The sequence below is a fragment of the Vibrio sp. MACH09 genome (assembly GCF_033238805.1).
Classification (GTDB): Bacteria; Pseudomonadota; Gammaproteobacteria; order Enterobacterales; family Vibrionaceae; genus Vibrio.
The window spans coordinates 2,368,409-2,386,813 of record NZ_BSFZ01000001.1 but is presented as its reverse complement, the minus strand read 5'-3'; the positions used below and the strand labels follow the sequence as shown (position 1 = coordinate 2,386,813).

Below are 18,405 nucleotides of genomic sequence, written 5' to 3'. Positions count from 1 at the left end.
TTAATAGTGGCTGAAGAAAAACAATCAACAGACTTAGCAGTTGCCGATTCTGCTGGCAGTGGTGCACTTGCTGCGACAAGTGACCTTGATGGTGATATACAGAATCCCGATTTAGACGAAAAAAGTTCGTCTAAAGTCGATTTAGCCATCGGGGATTTAGACCTACTGCGCCAAGTTGTGCTGGTACTTTCTATCTCAATTTGTGTGGCGCTGATTGTGATGCTGTTCTTCTGGGTTAAAGAACCAGAGATGCGACCTTTAGGCTCTTATGAAACCGAAGAGCTCATTCCTATCCTAGATTACCTTGATCAGCAAAAACAGGATTACACTTTAGATGGCAATGTTATTCATGTGCCAGCGACGGAATATAACCAGTTAAAACTGAATTTGACCCGAGCAGGTCTAAATCAATCTGTTGATGCTGGTGATGAGATCCTGCTGAATGATATGGGTTTTGGCGTTTCCCAACGACTTGAAACCGAACGATTAAAACTGAGCCGAGAGCGACAGTTAGCACAAGCGATTGAACAGATGCGATTAGTGCGCAAAGCGTCAGTACTGCTCGCTTTACCTAAACAGAGTGTGTTTGTTCGCCAAAACCAAGACGCTTCGGCTACGGTTTTTGTTACCTTAAAAATGGGCAGTACCTTAAAGCAGGAAGAAGTCGATTCGATCGTTGATATGGTATCTAGTGCGGTTCCAGGAATGAAACCTACGCGTGTGACTGTGACGGATCAACATGGACGACTACTCAGTTCTGGCTCGCAAGATCCAATCGCGACCGCTCGCCGCAAAGAACAAGATTTGGAGCGTAAACAAGAGCAGTCATTAAGAGATAAAATAGACTCTGTTTTGATTCCTATCCTTGGCATTGGCAACTATACCGCGCAAGTTGATATTCAGCTTGATTTCAGTGCCGTTGAGCAGACACGTAAACAGTTTGATCCTCAAACTCCTGCCACTCGAAGCGAATACACCTTAGAAGATTATAACAACGGCAATGTTGTCGCAGGTGTTCCTGGCGCATTAAGTAACCAGCCTCCCGCTGATGCTTCTATTCCGCAAGACGTGGCTCAAATGAAAGATGGCTCCTTGCTTGGTCAAGGATCTGTACATAAAGAAGCGACACGAAATTTTGAACTTGATACCACTATCAGCCATGAACGTCGTCAAACCGGTGTTATTGACCGCCAAACGGTTTCTGTTGCGATAAAAAATCGTGCTGTAACCAATGCGGAGACGGGTGATGTCAGTTATGAACCACTATCTAGTAGTGAAATAGAAGCCATTAGGCAGGTACTTATTGGCACCGTTGGTTTTAACCAACAACGTGGTGATCTGCTTAATGTTCTAAGTGTTAAATTTGCGGAACCAGAATTTGAGCAAGTGGCAGAAGCCTCTATATGGGAACACCCTAATTTCAATGATTGGGTGCGCTGGGCAGCCAGTGCCTTGGTTATTATCATCGTTATTATCGTGTTGATACGACCTGCCATGAAGAAACTGCTTAATCCACATGCCGATGATGAAGATGAAATTACATACGGTGCTGATGGTATGCCAATTACGGGTGATGAAACCAGCCTGATTGGCAGTGATATTGAAAACGGTGACTCTTTCGAATTTGGTTCAGGAATCGACTTACCAAATCTGCATAAAGATGAAGATGTGCTTAAAGCTGTACGAGCACTGGTGGCAAATGAACCTGAGCTAGCGGCTCAGGTAGTACAAAACTGGTTAGCAAATAATGCCTGATGAAATAGTAAAACGTGATGACGGTGGCCCACTTGCAGAGAGTGAAGTGGATATTGAATCCATTGCCGGTGATGAACGAGCTGCGATTCTGCTGCTCAGTTTAAGCGAAGAAGATGCCGCTGGCATTATCCGCCATTTAGAACCAAAGCAGGTACAGCGTGTTGGTGGTGCTATGGCTCGTGCTTCTGATCTTAATAATGAAAAAGTCACGGCTGTACACCGAGCTTTTCTGGAAGACATTCAGAAATACACCAACATAGGTATGGGCAGCGAAGACTTCATGAGAAACGCTCTGGTTGCCGCGTTAGGTGAAGATAAAGCTGGTAACTTGGTGGATCAAATACTGCTAGGAACGGGCTCAAAAGGGTTGGATTCTCTTAAGTGGATGGAACCTCGTCAGGTTGCTGCCATTATTATTAACGAGCACCCGCAAATTCAGACCATTGTTTTATCCTATTTAGACCCAGATCAGTCTGCGGAGATATTGTCGCAGTTCCCTGAAAGGGATCGTCTCGACCTTACCATGCGTATCGCAAACCTTGAAGAAGTTCAACCATCAGCACTGGCTGAGTTGAATGAGATTATGGAGAAACAGTTTGCTGGTCAAGCTGGTGCTCAAGCAGCGAAAATTGGTGGCCTGAAAGCGGCAGCCGAAATCATGAACTACATGGATAACAATGTCGAAGGCATCTTGATGGATCAAATTCGAGATCAAGACGAAGATATGGCGACTCAAATTCAAGATCTTATGTTTGTATTTGAGAACCTTATTGAAGTTGATGACCAAGGTGTGCAGAAACTGCTTCGAGATGTACCACAAGATGTACTGCAAAAAGCGCTTAAAGGTGCCGATGAAGGATTGCGTGAGAAGATTTTCAAGAACATGTCCAAGCGTGCTGCAGAGATGATGCGAGACGATATCGAAGCGATGCCGCCTGTTCGTGTGGCAGATGTAGAGTCTGCACAGAAAGAAATTCTTGGTATTGCCAGAAAACTGGCAGACAGCGGCGAAATTATGCTCTCTGGTGGCGCAGACGAGTTCTTGTAATTATCAGACATAAAAAAGGTGTGATATGTCTCATGAACGAAAACGCGGTTTTTTGCGACCAGATGAAGATGGAAGTGATGTAAAACCCGAAAAATGGGGTTTACCCGATTACACGTCTGACGTACATAAGTCAGCCAAGGAGACCGCTCTTAAGTATGATCCGAGTTGGATTCCTAATTTTGAAACAAATGAAGTAGAAGCCCCTGTCGAGCTAACTGAAGCGGATATCGAACAGATAAAAGAGATGGCGAAGCAGGAGGGTTTCCAACAGGGACAGGAAGCCGGGTTTAACTCAGGCTATGAGAAAGGAAAAGAACAAGGGTTAGAAGCGGGTCATAGTGAAGGCTATGAGGCAGGTAAGCAAGAAGGCATAGCCGCAGGTGAAAGCCATATTCAACAGCAAGTCGAGCTGTTTATGAACTTGGCAAATCAGTTTGCTCAACCATTGGAACTGATGAATGCTCAGGTCGAAAAACAGCTAGTGGATATGGTGCTCACGCTGACCAAAGAAGTTGTGCATGTTGAAGTTCAAACCAATCCACAATTGATTCTTGATACCGTTCGAGAGTCGGTAGAAGCCCTTCCTATATCTGGCCATGCAATTACCTTAAAGTTACACCCAGAAGATTGCGATATCATCCAAACATCTTATGGAGAAAAAGAGCTCGATTGCCGTAATTGGACTCTGGTTTCTGAGCCATCTCTTAATCGAGGTGATGTTCAAATTGAAGCTGGAGAATCAAGTGTCAGCTACAAAATGGAAGAGCGTGTACGTACAGTGCTGCAATCATTTTGTGGTGTAAACAGACATCAGGGAAGTGAGTAATGCTGGCATTAGCAGATAGACTCTCTCAATACAAAACCCAAGGTATCACTACTCGCGCTATTGCGTCGGGTAAGTTGGTACGAGTAGTCGGTTTAACGTTAGAGGCGACAGGATGCAAGGCGCCTATTGGCAGCTTGTGTAAAGTTGAAACCTTATCTGGTGAAATGGAAGCGGAAGTGGTTGGCTTTTCGGGTGATAATCTCTATTTAATGCCCAGCGAACAGATCACAGGTGTGTTACCCGGAGCAAAAGTAACCCCCCTTACTTCAGAAACCGGGCTGTCCGTTGGCATGGAGCTATTGGGAAGAGTGATCGATGGTGTAGGCAATCCTATTGATGGCTTAGGTGAAATATATACTGACCATAGAGCCTCTTTTAATTCAGAACCGATCAATCCCCTAATGAGAAAACCCATATCTGAACCTCTGGATGTCGGCTTGAAAGCGATTAACGGCTTGCTTACCGTCGGTAAAGGTCAGCGGATAGGTCTATTTGCAGGTTCCGGTGTAGGTAAATCTGTCACTCTCGGTATGATGACCAGAGGAACAACGGCTCAAGTTGTGGTTGTTGGGTTAATTGGTGAACGTGGCCGTGAAGTAAAAGAGTTTATTGAAGAGATTCTGGGTGAAGATGGCAGACGTCGCTCTGTCGTGGTGGCAGCGCCTGCCGATTCATCTCCTTTAATGCGATTAAAAGGCTGTCAAACGGCGTTGACCATCGCCGAGTATTTTCGTGATCAAGGCCTGGATGTATTACTGCTAATGGATTCACTGACACGTTTTGCTCAAGCGCAACGTGAAATTGCTCTTTCTGTGGGCGAACCTCCGGCGACAAAAGGCTACCCACCCTCAGTGTTTGCTAAGCTGCCCGCTTTGGTTGAGCGAGCGGGTAATGGTAGCCCTGAGCAAGGTTCGATTACCGCCTTCTTTACCGTATTAACAGAAGGTGATGATCTGCAAGACCCTATTGCGGATGCGTCACGAGCGATTTTGGATGGCCATATTGTCCTCTCTCGCGAAATGGCAGATGCCGGACATTATCCTGCAATTGACGTAGAGAAATCCGTCAGTCGTGTTATGCCTCAGATAACGTCAGAAGAACATGTGCTTATGTCAAAAGCGGTTCGTCAGGTTCTTTCTATCTGTCGTAAAAATCAGGATTTGGTCTCCATTGGCGCTTATAAACCCGGTACTGACCCTGCGATAGACGGTGCATTTACCTTAAAACCGACGTTGGATCAGTATTTGCAACAAGGGATGAAAGAGTCTGTGCCTTATGATATGTGCGTCAATATGCTGCGTCATATTTTGCAACCAGCCAGCAACGGCTAAGGGCAGTAGATGGAAAATGCATTGGATTTTCTGCTAGAGCAGGCAAAAGAGAAAGAGAACCAAGCCATACTTGCCTTAGGTAAAGCCAACTCGGAGTTAGAAGATTATTACAAGCAGGTTGCTCAGATTGAGCAGTACCGTCTGGACTATTGTCAGCAATTAGTTGACCGAGGAAAAGGTGGCTTATCCGCCAGTGAATATGGCCACCTAAATCGCTTTTTAACTCAGCTTGATGAAACGCTCACCAAACAGAAAGAAGCTGAGCATCACTTTAAGTCACAAGTGGAAAACTGTCAGGAACACTGGATTGAAACTCGTAAACAGCGCAGTAGCTACGAGTGGATGATAGAGAAAAAACAGTCAGAGCGGCTTAAACGTGAGAATCAGCTAGAGCAGCAACAGATGGATGAGTTCTCCACTCTTCAATACGCCCGACGTCGTTCAGGCTTTTAATTTGGTCTGAATATTGCATTACTCATAGATGAGTTGGCTTATGGCCTGCAACAGATAACTTTTCAGAGAATATTGAATTGGTATTCTGCCGAATGATTTAGCGTAAGAGACTGTTTTTATGAATCAAAGTTCTTTGTCGATCAGTGATATGGGTAAATCAAATACCTTACTCCAAGTTGGTGCTGGGGAGAGTAAAACCTTGCCAGACTCTGAAGAATCCGGCAGTTTTTTATCGACTCTTGGCGCGCTTTTTCAATCGGATGAAAAAGGCGGCGAAGAGGTTGAAGCGGATAAACTCTCCTCTGTCAGCAGTGAATCAGGTACAGAAAGTGTCGATGAACTCATTGATGCGGGTGACGTGGCTGAAGAGGGTGAAGGCTCCGAAAAACTATCGAAAAAACAACAGATTGATGAAGTATCTGTAGACGCTACAACGCTAAGTGATGATGAAGCTGTGGCCAATGGTGATGCGAGTAGCAAAGTCGCGACTGATAAGTCGGTGCTGGATAAAACAATTACCGAACCAGATAAAGCTGCTAAAGCAATGAGTGAAGGTAACGAGTTGCTGGGAAGACTTGATGAATCGAAACAGGTGCTCAATCCCACTTCCGGCAAGCCATTGCCTCCATCTGCGAGTATCAATGCAGAATCGGCCGATATAGAGGCCGATGTCCTACAAAAATATATAAATGGCGAGGGAGCAACAGATAAGAGTTCAATAGATGCTCCTGCTTCGCAACTGAATAAGACAATGTCAGCCTCTGGTAGCGCAGAGCTGAACGTTAAAGCAACTGATGTAACCGATGCCAACTCAGCAACTCTCGGCCAACAAGCGATTAATCCTGAATCGATCGGTCAAGCTAACATTCATCAAGACAATGCTGAACCGCTTCTGCCGACACAAAGTTCAACCGTTTCAAATAGTGAGAAAGTGCCTATTGATCTTGACCATTTGAAAGGGGAGAACAATAAAGATCAAACCATTGCGTGGGGAGCGGCTGGATTAACGGGCGCTGCGGTGGTATCACAACAAGCCACCAATGGTACTCTCGCTTCAGAAGTAGAACAGAGCGTTGGCTCTTTATCACCAGAGAGTGGTTCGGCGGCTGGTATGGACGCTTTAGTCAGTGATGGTACTGCAGTAGATGAGTTGTCCGCTTTATCGTTAGAAGATGAGGTGCAAGCACCTATAAATTGGTCAAATACGGTAGTAGAGCAGAGTAAAGCGCCAATTGATGGTGGCAAGGTGGCCACCAGTTCCGCGTCAACGGCGATGGCCAGTAACCAATTATTGCAATCGGTGGCTGCACAACAGCCACTGTCTCAGCAAGCGCAGCTAGCAGGTGCAGAGAAACTTGCTAGTGCTGCTGCCGCTCCGGTGATGAATGCCGATGCATCCGTTATGCAAGCAGCAACCCCGTTTAATCCTATGCAGTTAAACTCGGCGAATAATGCCCAAGGCCAAGCTTTGAAAGCGGCACTTGCCGGTGGTGGCCTATTGGCCGGAGCCAAAATGGCAACGGGCGATAAGTCCGACGCCAAAGAGTCTGCCTTGTCTCAGCAACTTTCGGGCTTAGCATCGCAGCAAGGGGCACAACAAGCACAGTTAAAAACAGACATGCAGCAAGCTGTCGCTCAGTCACCTTTGCAATTGAATCGGGAAGCGGCGGGTGAGAAGCTTTCTGAACAAGTGCAGATGATGATGTCGAAGAATCTTAAAAACATTGATATTCGTCTTGATCCACCTGAGCTGGGTAGAATGCAAATACGAATGACCATGAACAACGACATCGCTTCTGTTCAGTTTACTGTCTCGAACCCGCAAGCCAGAGATTTAGTGGAACAAGCTATGCCTCGATTAAGAGAGATGCTCGCTCAACAAGGAGTGCAGTTATCTGACTCATCTGTACACCAGCAAAGTGCAGGTCAGCAACAGCAATATGCGGCAGGAAATGGCAGTGGTGGTAGCGAAGATGGCAGGGGTAATTTGACTGATGAAGGGTCAAACCTTGATGAAAGCATCAATCTTGACCTGAATATTGCGGCAAAAGATGATGGAATTAGTTATTACGCTTAATATTTTGGTATCCCATACTCATAATTCAGTGTATAAATCACTGAAATTACCGATTAAATAAGTCAGAGAATATTATGGCAGACGAACAACCCGCAGGTGATGAAGGCGCACCAAAAAGTAAAAAGAAACTGATTATTATTATAGCCGCCGTGGTGCTATTAGCCGTTGGTGGAGCCGCAGCGTTTTTCTTATTAGGTTCTGACGACTCTGCATCAGTAGAAGCAGAGATGGCGGCGAATCAAGCAGCCCTGCCTGATCCGGCTTCTTACGTTAATATCGCTCAACCATTTCTGTTTAGCGCACCAGGAAAACAAAGAGATAGACTGGTACAAATTAAAGTTCAGTTAATGGTGAGAGGGATCAAAAATGAAGATCTGGCTAGACACCATTCGCCACTGATTGAGAGTACCATTTTAAATACCTTTGGTTCGGCTACGGTAGAACAGTTGAGAACACCAACGGGTAGAACGCAATTGCGCGATCAAGCATCAGAAAACATACGAGCGACTTTGAAGCAACTGGTGGGACAGCCGGTGGTTGAAAAAGTACTATTTACTGACTTTGTGATCCAATAGGTTTATCGTGACAGATCTCTTATCCCAAGACGAAATTGATGCGCTACTTCATGGTGTTGATGATGTTGATGAAGCTGAAGACGAACTAGATACGGAAGTTGAAGGTGCGGTTAACTTTGATTTCTCTTCGCAGGACCGAATTGTCCGTGGTCGGATGCCGACCCTTGAGCTTATTAATGAGCGATTTGCTCGCCATATGCGGGTAAGTTTGTTCAATCTATTACGTAAAACTGCCGAAGTGTCTATCAACGGCGTGCAGATGATGAAATTTGGCGAATACCAAAACACATTGTATGTACCAACCAGTTTAAATATGGTTCGCTTCCGTCCATTAAAGGGTACTGCCTTGATTACCATGGAGGCACGATTAGTGTTTATCTTGGTAGAGAACTTCTTTGGTGGTGATGGTCGTTTTCATGCGCGAATAGAAGGACGCGAGTTCACTCCAACGGAACGGCGAATCATTCAATTATTGCTTAAAATTGTATTTGAAGATTACAAAGAAGCTTGGTCTCCGGTGATGGGGGTTGAATTTGAGTATCTCGACTCAGAAGTAAACCCAAGTATGGCAAACATTGTGAGCCCAACAGAAGTTATCGTAGTGAGTTCATTTCATATTGAAGTTGATGGCGGCGGCGGCGATTTCCACATGGTAATGCCATACTCTATGGTAGAACCCATCCGAGAGCTGTTAGATGCCGGTGTTCAGTCTGACAAAATGGAAACGGATATTCGCTGGAGTTCGGCTTTACGTGATGAAATTATGGATGTTCCTGTTAACTTTCGAGTGAATTTGTTAGAGCGTGATATTTCGCTACGTGACCTAATGGAGTTACAAGTCGGCGATGTTGTGCCAATCGAAATGCCAGAGCATGCAACGATGTTTGTCGAAGAGCTGCCGACCTATCGAGTAAAAATGGGTCAAGCTAGTGATAAAATTGCCGTTCAAATATCAGAAAAAATTAAGCGACCTGATGTGGTCAAAACAGATATTGCTTTTCTTGGTACCGATATAATGTCGGAAATTGGTAACGAAGAAGAAGAAAGTGAATAAGATAAAAGTAGGTAAGTGAAGATGGAACCGAGTGAAGACCAAAAATTAGCTGATGAATGGGCCGCGGCGTTAAGCGAAGATCCAGCGGCTGCGTTGATGGGTGATGATATCGAAGTTGCTCCTTTAGAAGAGCTTTCGGATGAAGCATCACCAATAACAGAAGATGAGCGTCGTAAGCTGGATACCATAATGGATATTCCAGTCACTATCTCAATGGAAGTGGGACGTTCGCAAATTAGTATTCGAAACTTACTGCAATTGAACCAAGGCTCGGTTGTTGAATTGGATAGAGTCGCTGGTGAGTCATTAGACGTAATGGTAAATGGTACGCTGATTGCTCATGGTGAAGTTGTTGTGGTCAACGATAAGTTTGGTATCCGTTTAACGGATGTGATTAGCCAAACTGAGCGTATTAAGAAGCTTCGATAACCGTATGAAGATTAATGTCAACGTATTCAGCTTACTTTTTCTTTCATTTCCTGCACTTGCTGCGGGTGCTCCAGAGCTGGATTTGTTAACAACGTTGGGTTCGTTACTGTTTGTTATTGCGATCATTTTTGCTATGGCATGGTTACTAAAGCGTATGCGATTGCCCGCGATGGGAAACCAGAAAGGTCTTTCAGTCATTCGTCAAGTTGCCGTCGGGACCAAAGAGCGAATTGTGGTTGTTCAGGCAGGAGAGGAACAGTTTTTGGTCGGGATCACACCCCAATCCATTAACCTTATTTCACGGTTGGATAAACCATTAGAGCAAGATCAGTTAACATCATCTAATCAGTTTGCCACTCAATTTAGTCAAATATTGAAGAAAAATGCTAAAGAATAACGCCTTCGCTGCCTTTATGGCAGCGTTTGTATTTATGCTGTTTACTCCAATTTCTGTTGCTCAGGAAGAACTTGAGACGCCTATACCCGCCACTGCCGTAGGTGCTGAGCAGATAACGGTGACGGCAATGGAGAAAGAGCAGGGGGCTGTAAGGTCTATTGGATTAGGAAGTTCATCTGGCGGTGCAGGCATTCCTGCTTTGACCATGAAGACCAATCCTGATGGTAGCGAAGATTACTCGGTAAACTTACAGATTTTGGCTTTGATGACCATGCTGGGCTTTTTGCCTGCCATGGTTATTTTAATGACGTCGTTTACCCGTATTGTGGTGGTGATGTCGATACTGCGACAAGCAATGGGTTTGCAACAGACGCCATCAAATCAGGTGATTGTTGGTATTGCTATTTTTCTCACCTTTTTCATTATGTCTCCGGTGATAGATAGAGTGAACCAAACTGCCGTTCAACCTTACCTCAATGAACAAATCAGTGCCCGACAAGCATTTGATTTGGCGCAAGATCCGATGAAATCTTTTATGCTGAAACAGACTCGGGTAAAAGATTTAGAGACCTTTGTGAATATATCGGGTTCTCAGGCTCAAAACCCTGAAGATGTTTCTATGAGTGTGCTTATTCCGGCTTTCATTACTTCGGAGCTAAAAACGGCATTCCAAATCGGCTTTATGCTGTTTTTGCCTTTCTTGATTATCGATCTGGTTGTGGCGTCGATATTGATGGCAATGGGTATGATGATGCTATCGCCTATGATCGTATCATTGCCATTTAAACTTATGCTGTTCGTGCTTGTAGATGGTTGGAACTTAATTTTGTCCACCTTGGCTGGCAGTTTTGCGTTGTAGCGGAGAAGGATAATGACACCTGAAGTCTTTGTAGAAATCTTTCGAAGTGCACTGTGGATAGTGTTGCTCTTGGTATGCGCAATTATTATTCCAAGCTTAATGATTGGTTTAGTGGTAGCGATATTTCAGGCCGCAACCTCGATTAATGAGCAGACATTAAGTTTTCTTCCGCGATTAATTGTAACCTTATTGGCGCTAATGTTTGGTGCTCACTGGATGACACAAACATTAATGGAATTCTTCTTCGAGATGGTAGAACGCTTACCTCAAGTGCTCTATTAAGGCTTGCTATGGAATATCCAACTCATATCATTCTTGACTGGATAGCCAACTACTTCTGGCCTTATACCCGTATCGCAGCGATGTTAATGGTGATGACGGTGACAGGGGCAAGATACGTCTCAACCCGAATCCGGCTTTATATGGGGCTAGCAATCACGCTTGGAGTCTCTGCTGCCATTCCTGCGGTGCCACAGGGTATTGCATTACTCTCTTTTCAAGGCTTTGTGGTCACATTTGAGCAGATCATCATTGGTGTGGCGATGGGGATGGTGACGCAGTTTATCAGCCAGACCTTCGTCATGTTGGGGCAAATACTGGGTATGCAATCCAGCTTGGGTTTCGCTTCAATGGTGGACCCTGCTAATGGTCAAAATACGCCGCTATTGGGTCAGTTATTTCTATTTTTAGCGACCATGTTTTTCTTGGCCACCAATGGCCATTTGCAGCTTATCCAGTTTGTGGTAATTAGCTTTAAAACCTTACCCATTGGCAGTGGAGCGCTGACGAATGTGGATTATCGCGAGATGGCTCTGTGGATGTCGACCATGTTTAAGACGGCATTGAGTATGTCTCTATCGGGTATTATTGCGCTGCTGACGATAAACCTCTCGTTTGGTGTAATGACTCGTGCGGCTCCTCAGCTAAATATCTTCTCATTAGGTTTTGCCTTTGCGTTAGTGATCGGCTTGCTTCTATGTTGGTATTTAATGCTTGGACTGTTTAGCCACTATGATCTCTATTGGATGCAAGGTGAACAGCAACTTTGTACATTGATTAAGATGGAGTGCTAACGTGGCAGAATCTGACGGTCAGGAACGTACTGAAGACGCCACGCCCAGGCGGTTGCAACAAGCGAGAGAAAAAGGGCAGATAGCACGCTCTAAGGAGCTTGCATCGGTATCTGTATTGATCGTCGGCGCACTCTCTTTAATGATGTTTGGTGAAAAACTCGCTAAGGGGCTTTTTACCATAATGGGACGATTTTTTACTCTTAGTCGAGAAGAGATTTTTGATAGCGGTAAACTGTTTGATATCGTTTCGGGGGCTCTCGTTCACTTGATACTGCCGCTTGTTTTAATACTCATTACTCTTTTTATTGCTGCTTTAGTCGGTACAGCCGGTGTAGGAGGGGTAAACTTTTCTATTGAAGCAGCAATGCCAAAACCTTCTAAAATGAACCCACTCAGTGGTCTCAAAAGAATGGTTGGTTTACAGAGTTGGGTTGAGCTGATTAAGTCTATATTGAAAGTTGCCTTGGTTGCTGGTGTGGCTTTTTATCTGATTAATGCATCAAAAGTCGATCTTTTTCAGCTTAGTTTAGATGTCTTCCCACAAAATATTTTCCACGCCTTGGAGATTCTACTCAACTTTATACTGTTAATTAGCTGCTCATTGCTGGTGGTGGTGGCGATAGATATTCCGTTTCAAATTTGGCAACACGCTGATCAGCTAAAGATGACCAAGCAAGAAGTGAAAGATGAATATAAAGAGACGGAAGGTAAGCCGGAAGTTAAAGGGCGTATCCGTATGCTGCAAAGGGAAGCAGCTCAGCGAAGGATGATGGCAGATGTTCCAACCGCTGATGTTATTGTCACCAACCCAGAGCATTTTTCTGTCGCCTTAAGATATGACTCCCTGACCGACAAAGCACCTGTTGTGGTGGCGAAAGGGGTGGATCATATGGCGCTTAAAATTCGAGAAGTAGCGCGAGAACACGATATCTATGTAATACCTGCTCCTCCACTGGCCCGTGCGCTGTATAACTCCACTGAACTTGAACAGCAAATACCTGATGGCTTATTTACCGCAGTAGCTCAGGTGTTGGCTTATGTGTTTCAGCTTAAACAGTTCAGAAAAAGCGGCGGTCAACGTCCTGTCCTTACTGAAGATAACATGCCTATCCCTGCCGATTATAAGTACTGATGGTTAGACCCTACTAGCTTGTCATTTATTTGACGAATCATATGGTCTGATACTTGCATGTGTAGTGCAAAGTATTGATTTAACTATTTTTCGTTCAAAGATTAAGCGCTGCTAAATAATGAAATTTTCTCTACCTGTTTCAAATAAATTAACATCAATATCGAGTAAGACTTTACCCGCAGTTGGTGCGCCAATATTGGTATTAGCTGCGCTTGGCATGATCATACTGCCCATTCCACCGCTACTACTCGATCTCTCGTTCACTTTTAATATCGCCTTATCCATGGTGGTATTACTGGTGACAATTTATACACGACGCCCGCTAGATTTTGCTGCTTTCCCGACCGTATTGTTGGTTGCAACACTATTACGTTTAGCGTTAAACGTGGCATCAACACGGGTGGTTTTACTGTATGGGCATGAAGGAGGTAACGCCGCGGGTAATGTTATCGAAGCGTTTGGTAGCGTGGTTATTGGTGGTAACTATGCGGTAGGTTTAGTGGTCTTCCTGATCCTGATGATCATCAACTTCATGGTGGTAACAAAGGGTGCAGGTCGTATCTCAGAAGTAAGTGCTCGCTTTACGTTAGATGCCTTGCCAGGTAAGCAGATGGCAATTGACGCAGATTTAAATGCCGGGTTAATCGATCAAGAACAAGCAAGAACTCGTCGCTTTGAAGTCACAAAAGAAGCGGACTTTTATGGTTCTATGGATGGTGCTTCTAAGTTCGTTAAAGGCGATGCCATCGCCGGTATTTTAATTCTGTTTATAAACATTATTGGCGGTTTAAGCATCGGTATGGTGCAGTTTGATTTGGGTTTTCAAAATGCCATTGAAATTTATACCCTGTTAACTATTGGTGATGGTTTGGTTGCCCAAATTCCATCGCTATTACTCTCTATATCCGCTGCCATTATGGTAACCCGTCAAAATACAGATGAAGATATGGGCCAGCAGATGGTCTTTCAGATGTTTGACAACCCCAAAGCCTTGGTGATCACTTCTGCCATATTGGGCGTGATGGGTGTTGTACCGGGCATGCCTCATTTTGCCTTTTTGCTGTTAAGTGCAATAGCCGGTGGTGTTGCTTATTGGCAGTACAAAAAACAGAAGAAAGAAGCGGATAAGCCAGCACTGCCTAAACCACAAGATACCGAAGCGCAAAATCAAAAAGAGCTGTCATGGGACGATGTTCAGCCAGTGGATATTATTGGCTTAGAGGTAGGCTATCGTTTAATCCCTATGGTCGATAGAGATCAAGGTGGTGAACTGCTTGAAAGGGTAAAAGGGGTAAGGAAAAAACTGTCGCAAGACTTTGGTTTCTTAGTACCTGCGGTTCATATTCGAGATAATCTTGAACTAACGCCGAATAGCTACCGAATAACGTTAATGGGGGTTGCTGTCGGTGAAGCCGAGATTAGACCCGATCAAGAGCTAGCGATCAATCCCGGTCAGGTTTATGGCATGGTCGAAGGGGAACCAACGGTTGACCCCGCGTTTGGTCTTGAAGCTATTTGGATTGCTGAGGAGCAGCGGGAACATGCTCAAGCGCTCGGCTATACAGTGGTGGATTCCGCGACTGTATTGGCTACTCACTTAAGTCAACTCCTCACCAACAATGCTGCTCAGTTAATTGGCCATGAAGAAGTGCAGAATTTACTAGAAATGCTTAGTCGATCTACGCCTAAGTTGGTGGAAGGCTTTGTGCCGGATCAGCTTTCATTGGGTGCTGTGGTTAAAGTGTTGCAGAACCTATTACATGAAGCGATCCCTATCCGAGATATCCGCACTATTGTACAAACCTTGTCTGAGTATGCGCCAAAGAGTCAAGAACCTGACATATTAACCGCCGCGGTTCGTATCGCCCTTAAGCGTTTAATCGTCCAAGAAATCAATGGTATAGAGCCTGAACTGCCGGTAATTACATTAATCCCTGAGCTGGAACAAATATTGCATCAAACTATGCAGGCGTCGGGGGGCGAATCAACAGGTATTGAGCCAGGATTGGCAGAAAGGTTGCAATCATCTCTCAGTAATGCCACGCAAGAACAAGAACTTAAAGGTGAGCCTGCTGTACTGCTTACCTCTGGTGTATTAAGAACGACATTAGCGAAATTTGTTAAGAATACAATTCCAAACCTACGAGTGCTTTCCTATCAAGAGATTCCTGATGAAAAGCAGATACGAATTGTGCAAGCAGTTGGTAATTAGGTTTAGTACGAATTAACCTTGGACAAGTACATTGAAAATAAAACGTTTTTTTGCAAAAGACATGAGACTAGCACTTCTTCAGGTTAAGGAAGAACTGGGTGCGGAAGCGGTGATTATGTCTAACAAAAAGGTCACCGGCGGTGTCGAAATCGTTGCGGCAGTTGATGGTGATGGAAACCCTGCATCTCAGGCAAATCAGCCCTCTCCTGCGCCTCAACAGATGGCCTCTCGATACAATAACCATTCTCAATCATCGTCGATAGATGCTCAGACGGAACGTCGCTTACAAGATGATAGAGTGAGCTTGCAAGGCAGCAGCAAAGCGACAGCTTCACAAACCAAGCGATTTGCTAATATGCTTAAGCAATATAGTCAGGCAGATGAGTCGTTTGCCAATGAAGCCGATTCTCTTTCCGCACTGCTAAAAAGACAGGGCAATGGACAAGATGCTGCGACGGGCAGAAATGCACAATCAAAAGGTGCTATCTCGTCATCACTATCTGAAGAGTCAGGTTTAGCAAGATTAATTGCCGAGGATAGAGACGCAGAACGTCCAAAAGCAAAATTGGATCCGACTCGCTACGACAAAAATATCAGACAAGAACACAGTGACGCTGAAACCACTCAAGAACTCGAGTCAATGCGCGAAGAGATGATGTCTATTCGACGCTTGCTAGAGCACCAAGTGTCTGGGTTGATGTGGCAAGAGGTAGAAAGACGTGAACCACTTCGGGCTATGCTGATTAAGCGGCTTGAACGTATGGGATTGGCGTCTGAACTTTCTGATCAACTCGCTTGCTATATCCCAGAAGACACACCGCCAGCTCAAGCTTGGAAAGCTCTGTTGGGATTGATTTCAGACCAAATCGCGGTAACCAAATCAGATATTCTGAAAAAAGGTGGTGTGGTTGCCTTGCTTGGTCCTACTGGAGTAGGAAAAACAACGACGATAGCAAAACTGGCTGCTCGAGCAGCGATGGAGTTTGGTCCAGACAATGTTGCACTGGTTACTACCGACACATATCGCATCGGTGCGCATGAGCAGTTAGCGATTTATGGAAGAATTATGGGTTGTCCTGTAAGAATTGCTAAAGATTCTGAGGAGTTAGCCGAAGTAATATATCAACTACGTAATAGAAAGTTGGTATTAGTGGATACAGCGGGTATGGGACAACGTGATGTTAGGTTGTCCGAACAGCTCGATACGCTGATGCAAGATAGTGGGGCGGTGATCAGTAGTTATCTTGTACTTCCTGCAACGGCACAACGACAAGTATTGCAAGAAACCATAGATCATTTTAAACGAATTCCTTTATCTGGCTGTATTTTAACCAAGATAGACGAATCCTTAAGCCTAGGTGAATTCATAAACGTGATAATTCAAAATGTACTTCCCGTTGCCTATGTGGCCAACGGACAGAGAGTACCAGAGGATATAGTGATTGCTCAGCCAAAGTATATCGTTGCTAAAGCCAACGATCTGCTAGAGAAGTCAACAGAAGATGAACCGCATTACTGGACCAGTGATGCAGAAGGACTCTAGGCGGCAGATGACTATGATGAATGACAATATGCAAGATCAAGCAAGCGGCCTGCGTCGACTTACGCAGCCAACATTGACTAAAGTTATTTCTGTCACCGGAGGAAAAGGTGGTGTAGGAAAATCAAATGTAGCACTGAGTTTAGCCATTTCTATGGCGCGTCAAGGTAAGAAAGTCATGGTACTTGATGCAGATTTAGGTTTAGCTAATGTAGATGTGATGTTAGGCCTTAGAGCAACCAGAAACTTAGGGCATGTTTTAGCCGGAGAGTGTGAGCTAAAAGATTGTATTGTGGAAGGCCCTCACGGAATTAAAATTGTACCTGCAACATCTGGTACTCAAAGTATGACAGAACTGAGTCATGCTCAGCATGCGGGATTAATACGAGCATTTGGGTCTCTAGAAGAAGAGATGGACGTGTTAATTATCGATACCGCAGCAGGTATTTCGGATATGGTTGTCAGTTTTTCCCGTGCCGCCCAAGATGTGTTGGTTGTGGTGTGTGATGAACCGACTTCGATCACTGATGCATATGCATTAATTAAGCTATTGAGTCGTGAGCATGATGTGCAACGCTTTAAAATTGTTGCAAATATGGTCAGAAGTTACCGAGAAGGCAGAGAATTGTTTGCAAAGTTGACCTTGGTCACAGAGCGATTCTTGAATGTTAGCCTTGAACTCGTAGCATGTATCCCATTAGATGATAAAGTACGTCAAGCGGTAAAGAAACAACGTATCGTCGTCGATGCTTTTCCTCGATCTCCAGCTGCTTTAGCACTGAGCTCGTTGGCGAATAAAGCATTAACTTGGCCGATTCCGAAAACTCCTAGTGGTCATTTGGAATTTTTTGTGGAAAGATTGCTGAATAAACGAGAACCCGTAGGAGAGCCGTTTGGTGAATAAGGCGCTAACATATGACCAACGTGCGAATATAACGAGCCAGAATTCTTTTTGGAACAATATTCGGATTTAGTCAAACGTATTGCGCATCACTTGCTTGGTCGTCTTCCTCCAAGTGTATTGGTGGATGACCTTATTCAAGCAGGAATGATCGGCTTGATTGAAGCACAGCAAAATTACGATGGCTCTAAGGGAGCCAGTTTTGAAACCTACGCAGGTATCCGAATTCGAGGTTCCATGCTCGATGAAGTTCGCAAAGGCGATTGGGTTCCTCGATCTGTTCATAGGAACAATCGAACCATTAACCAAGCCATTAATGAACTCGAGTCGATATTAAACCGAGATCCAACAGATGCTGAAGTTGCTCAACATTTAAATATGACAGCAGAGCAATATCATGTGGCATTATCAGATATTAACTGTTCACGTTTAGTGGGCATTGAAGATTTAGGTGTTTCTGATGACGTTATCGCAACAGCAGAAGAAACCCGAGAAAACTCTCCTTTTCAAGGAGTAGCGGATGAGAACTTTCGCCGTGCTTTGGTCGACTCGATCAAAGAATTGCCAGAAAGAGAAGCATTAGTTCTTTCACTTTATTACGATGAAGAGCTAAATTTAAAAGAAATTGGAGAAGTATTAGGTGTAAGCGAATCTCGTGTAAGCCAAATACATAGCCAATCAATGCAACGTTTACGCGCTAAACTTAGTGCTTGGACGAAAGACGATTAATTACACTGACTTGA

At 44.5% G+C, this 18,405-nt stretch carries 17 protein-coding genes and 1 pseudogene; all 18 read left to right on the top strand.

Annotated features, from left to right (window positions below; genetic code table 11):
- Nucleotides 1-6 precede the first annotated feature (6 nt).
- The 18 genes and pseudogenes from fliF (at nt 7) to CHJ_RS10515 (ending at nt 18,391) form a co-directional block, all read left to right on the top strand.
- Nucleotides 7-1,755 carry a flagellar basal-body MS-ring/collar protein FliF gene (gene fliF / locus CHJ_RS10600; protein WP_317917649.1) on the top strand — a complete coding sequence of 583 codons (1,749 nt, stop codon included), beginning with the start codon at nt 7-9 and terminating at the stop codon, nt 1,753-1,755.
- Nucleotides 1,748-2,803 (top strand): flagellar motor switch protein FliG, encoded by a 1,056-nt coding sequence (gene fliG, locus CHJ_RS10595; protein WP_171752075.1) that lies wholly within the window; start codon nt 1,748-1,750, stop codon nt 2,801-2,803. Before fliF ends, fliG begins: the two co-directional genes overlap by 8 nt.
- A 25-nt stretch (nt 2,804-2,828) precedes the next feature.
- Nucleotides 2,829-3,629 (top strand): flagellar assembly protein FliH, encoded by an 801-nt coding sequence (gene fliH / locus CHJ_RS10590; RefSeq protein WP_317917648.1) that lies wholly within the window; start codon nt 2,829-2,831, stop codon nt 3,627-3,629.
- The gene (gene fliI / locus CHJ_RS10585; RefSeq protein WP_171752077.1) at nt 3,629-4,960 is read left to right on the top strand and encodes a flagellar protein export ATPase FliI; all 1,332 of its coding nucleotides are present in this window, start codon (nt 3,629-3,631) and stop codon (nt 4,958-4,960) included. Before fliH ends, fliI begins: the two co-directional genes overlap by 1 nt.
- A 9-nt stretch (nt 4,961-4,969) precedes the next feature.
- Nucleotides 4,970-5,413, top strand: coding sequence for a flagellar export protein FliJ (fliJ, locus tag CHJ_RS10580; protein ID WP_171752078.1), 444 nt, complete (start codon nt 4,970-4,972; stop codon nt 5,411-5,413).
- A gap of 118 nt (nt 5,414-5,531) precedes the next feature.
- The gene (locus CHJ_RS10575) at nt 5,532-7,490 is read left to right on the top strand and encodes a flagellar hook-length control protein FliK (RefSeq protein ID WP_317917647.1); all 1,959 of its coding nucleotides are present in this window, start codon (nt 5,532-5,534) and stop codon (nt 7,488-7,490) included.
- A gap of 74 nt (nt 7,491-7,564) precedes the next feature.
- Nucleotides 7,565-8,065: a flagellar basal body-associated protein FliL gene (gene fliL / locus CHJ_RS10570; protein WP_171752080.1), complete on the top strand. Its 501-nt coding sequence runs from the start codon at nt 7,565-7,567 to the stop codon at nt 8,063-8,065.
- Nucleotides 8,066-8,072: 7 nt separating this feature from the next.
- Complete coding sequence (gene fliM, locus CHJ_RS10565) at nt 8,073-9,119, top strand: flagellar motor switch protein FliM (RefSeq protein WP_171752081.1); 1,047 nt, start codon at nt 8,073-8,075, stop codon at nt 9,117-9,119.
- Between the two features lie 21 nt (nt 9,120-9,140).
- Nucleotides 9,141-9,548 carry a flagellar motor switch protein FliN gene (gene fliN, locus CHJ_RS10560; protein ID WP_171752082.1) on the top strand — a complete coding sequence of 136 codons (408 nt, stop codon included), beginning with the start codon at nt 9,141-9,143 and terminating at the stop codon, nt 9,546-9,548.
- Nucleotides 9,549-9,552: 4 nt separating this feature from the next.
- The gene (gene fliO / locus CHJ_RS10555; RefSeq protein WP_317917646.1) at nt 9,553-9,945 is read left to right on the top strand and encodes a flagellar biosynthetic protein FliO; all 393 of its coding nucleotides are present in this window, start codon (nt 9,553-9,555) and stop codon (nt 9,943-9,945) included.
- A 16-nt stretch (nt 9,946-9,961) separates the two neighbouring features.
- Nucleotides 9,962-10,804, top strand: coding sequence for a flagellar type III secretion system pore protein FliP (gene fliP / locus CHJ_RS10550; protein ID WP_411861563.1), 843 nt, complete (start codon nt 9,962-9,964; stop codon nt 10,802-10,804).
- Between the two features lie 12 nt (nt 10,805-10,816).
- Complete coding sequence (fliQ, locus tag CHJ_RS10545; RefSeq protein ID WP_171752085.1) at nt 10,817-11,086, top strand: flagellar biosynthesis protein FliQ; 270 nt, start codon at nt 10,817-10,819, stop codon at nt 11,084-11,086.
- Between the two features lie 8 nt (nt 11,087-11,094).
- Entirely contained in the window at nt 11,095-11,877 is a 783-nt protein-coding gene (gene fliR, locus CHJ_RS10540; RefSeq protein WP_171752086.1) for a flagellar biosynthetic protein FliR, read from the top strand.
- A gap of 1 nt (nt 11,878) precedes the next feature.
- Complete coding sequence (flhB, locus tag CHJ_RS10535; protein ID WP_317917644.1) at nt 11,879-13,009, top strand: flagellar biosynthesis protein FlhB; 1,131 nt, start codon at nt 11,879-11,881, stop codon at nt 13,007-13,009.
- Between the two features lie 118 nt (nt 13,010-13,127).
- Nucleotides 13,128-15,221, top strand: coding sequence for a flagellar biosynthesis protein FlhA (gene flhA / locus CHJ_RS10530; RefSeq protein WP_171752088.1), 2,094 nt, complete (start codon nt 13,128-13,130; stop codon nt 15,219-15,221).
- Between the two features lie 31 nt (nt 15,222-15,252).
- Nucleotides 15,253-16,764 (top strand): flagellar biosynthesis protein FlhF, encoded by a 1,512-nt coding sequence (gene flhF, locus CHJ_RS10525; RefSeq protein ID WP_317917643.1) that lies wholly within the window; start codon nt 15,253-15,255, stop codon nt 16,762-16,764.
- Nucleotides 16,765-16,780: 16 nt separating this feature from the next.
- Complete coding sequence (locus CHJ_RS10520; RefSeq protein WP_171752190.1) at nt 16,781-17,665, top strand: MinD/ParA family protein; 885 nt, start codon at nt 16,781-16,783, stop codon at nt 17,663-17,665.
- Nucleotides 17,658-18,391: pseudogene (locus CHJ_RS10515) on the top strand (RNA polymerase sigma factor FliA). Before CHJ_RS10520 ends, CHJ_RS10515 begins: the two are co-directional and overlap by 8 nt.
- Nucleotides 18,392-18,405: the final 14 nt, after the last annotated feature.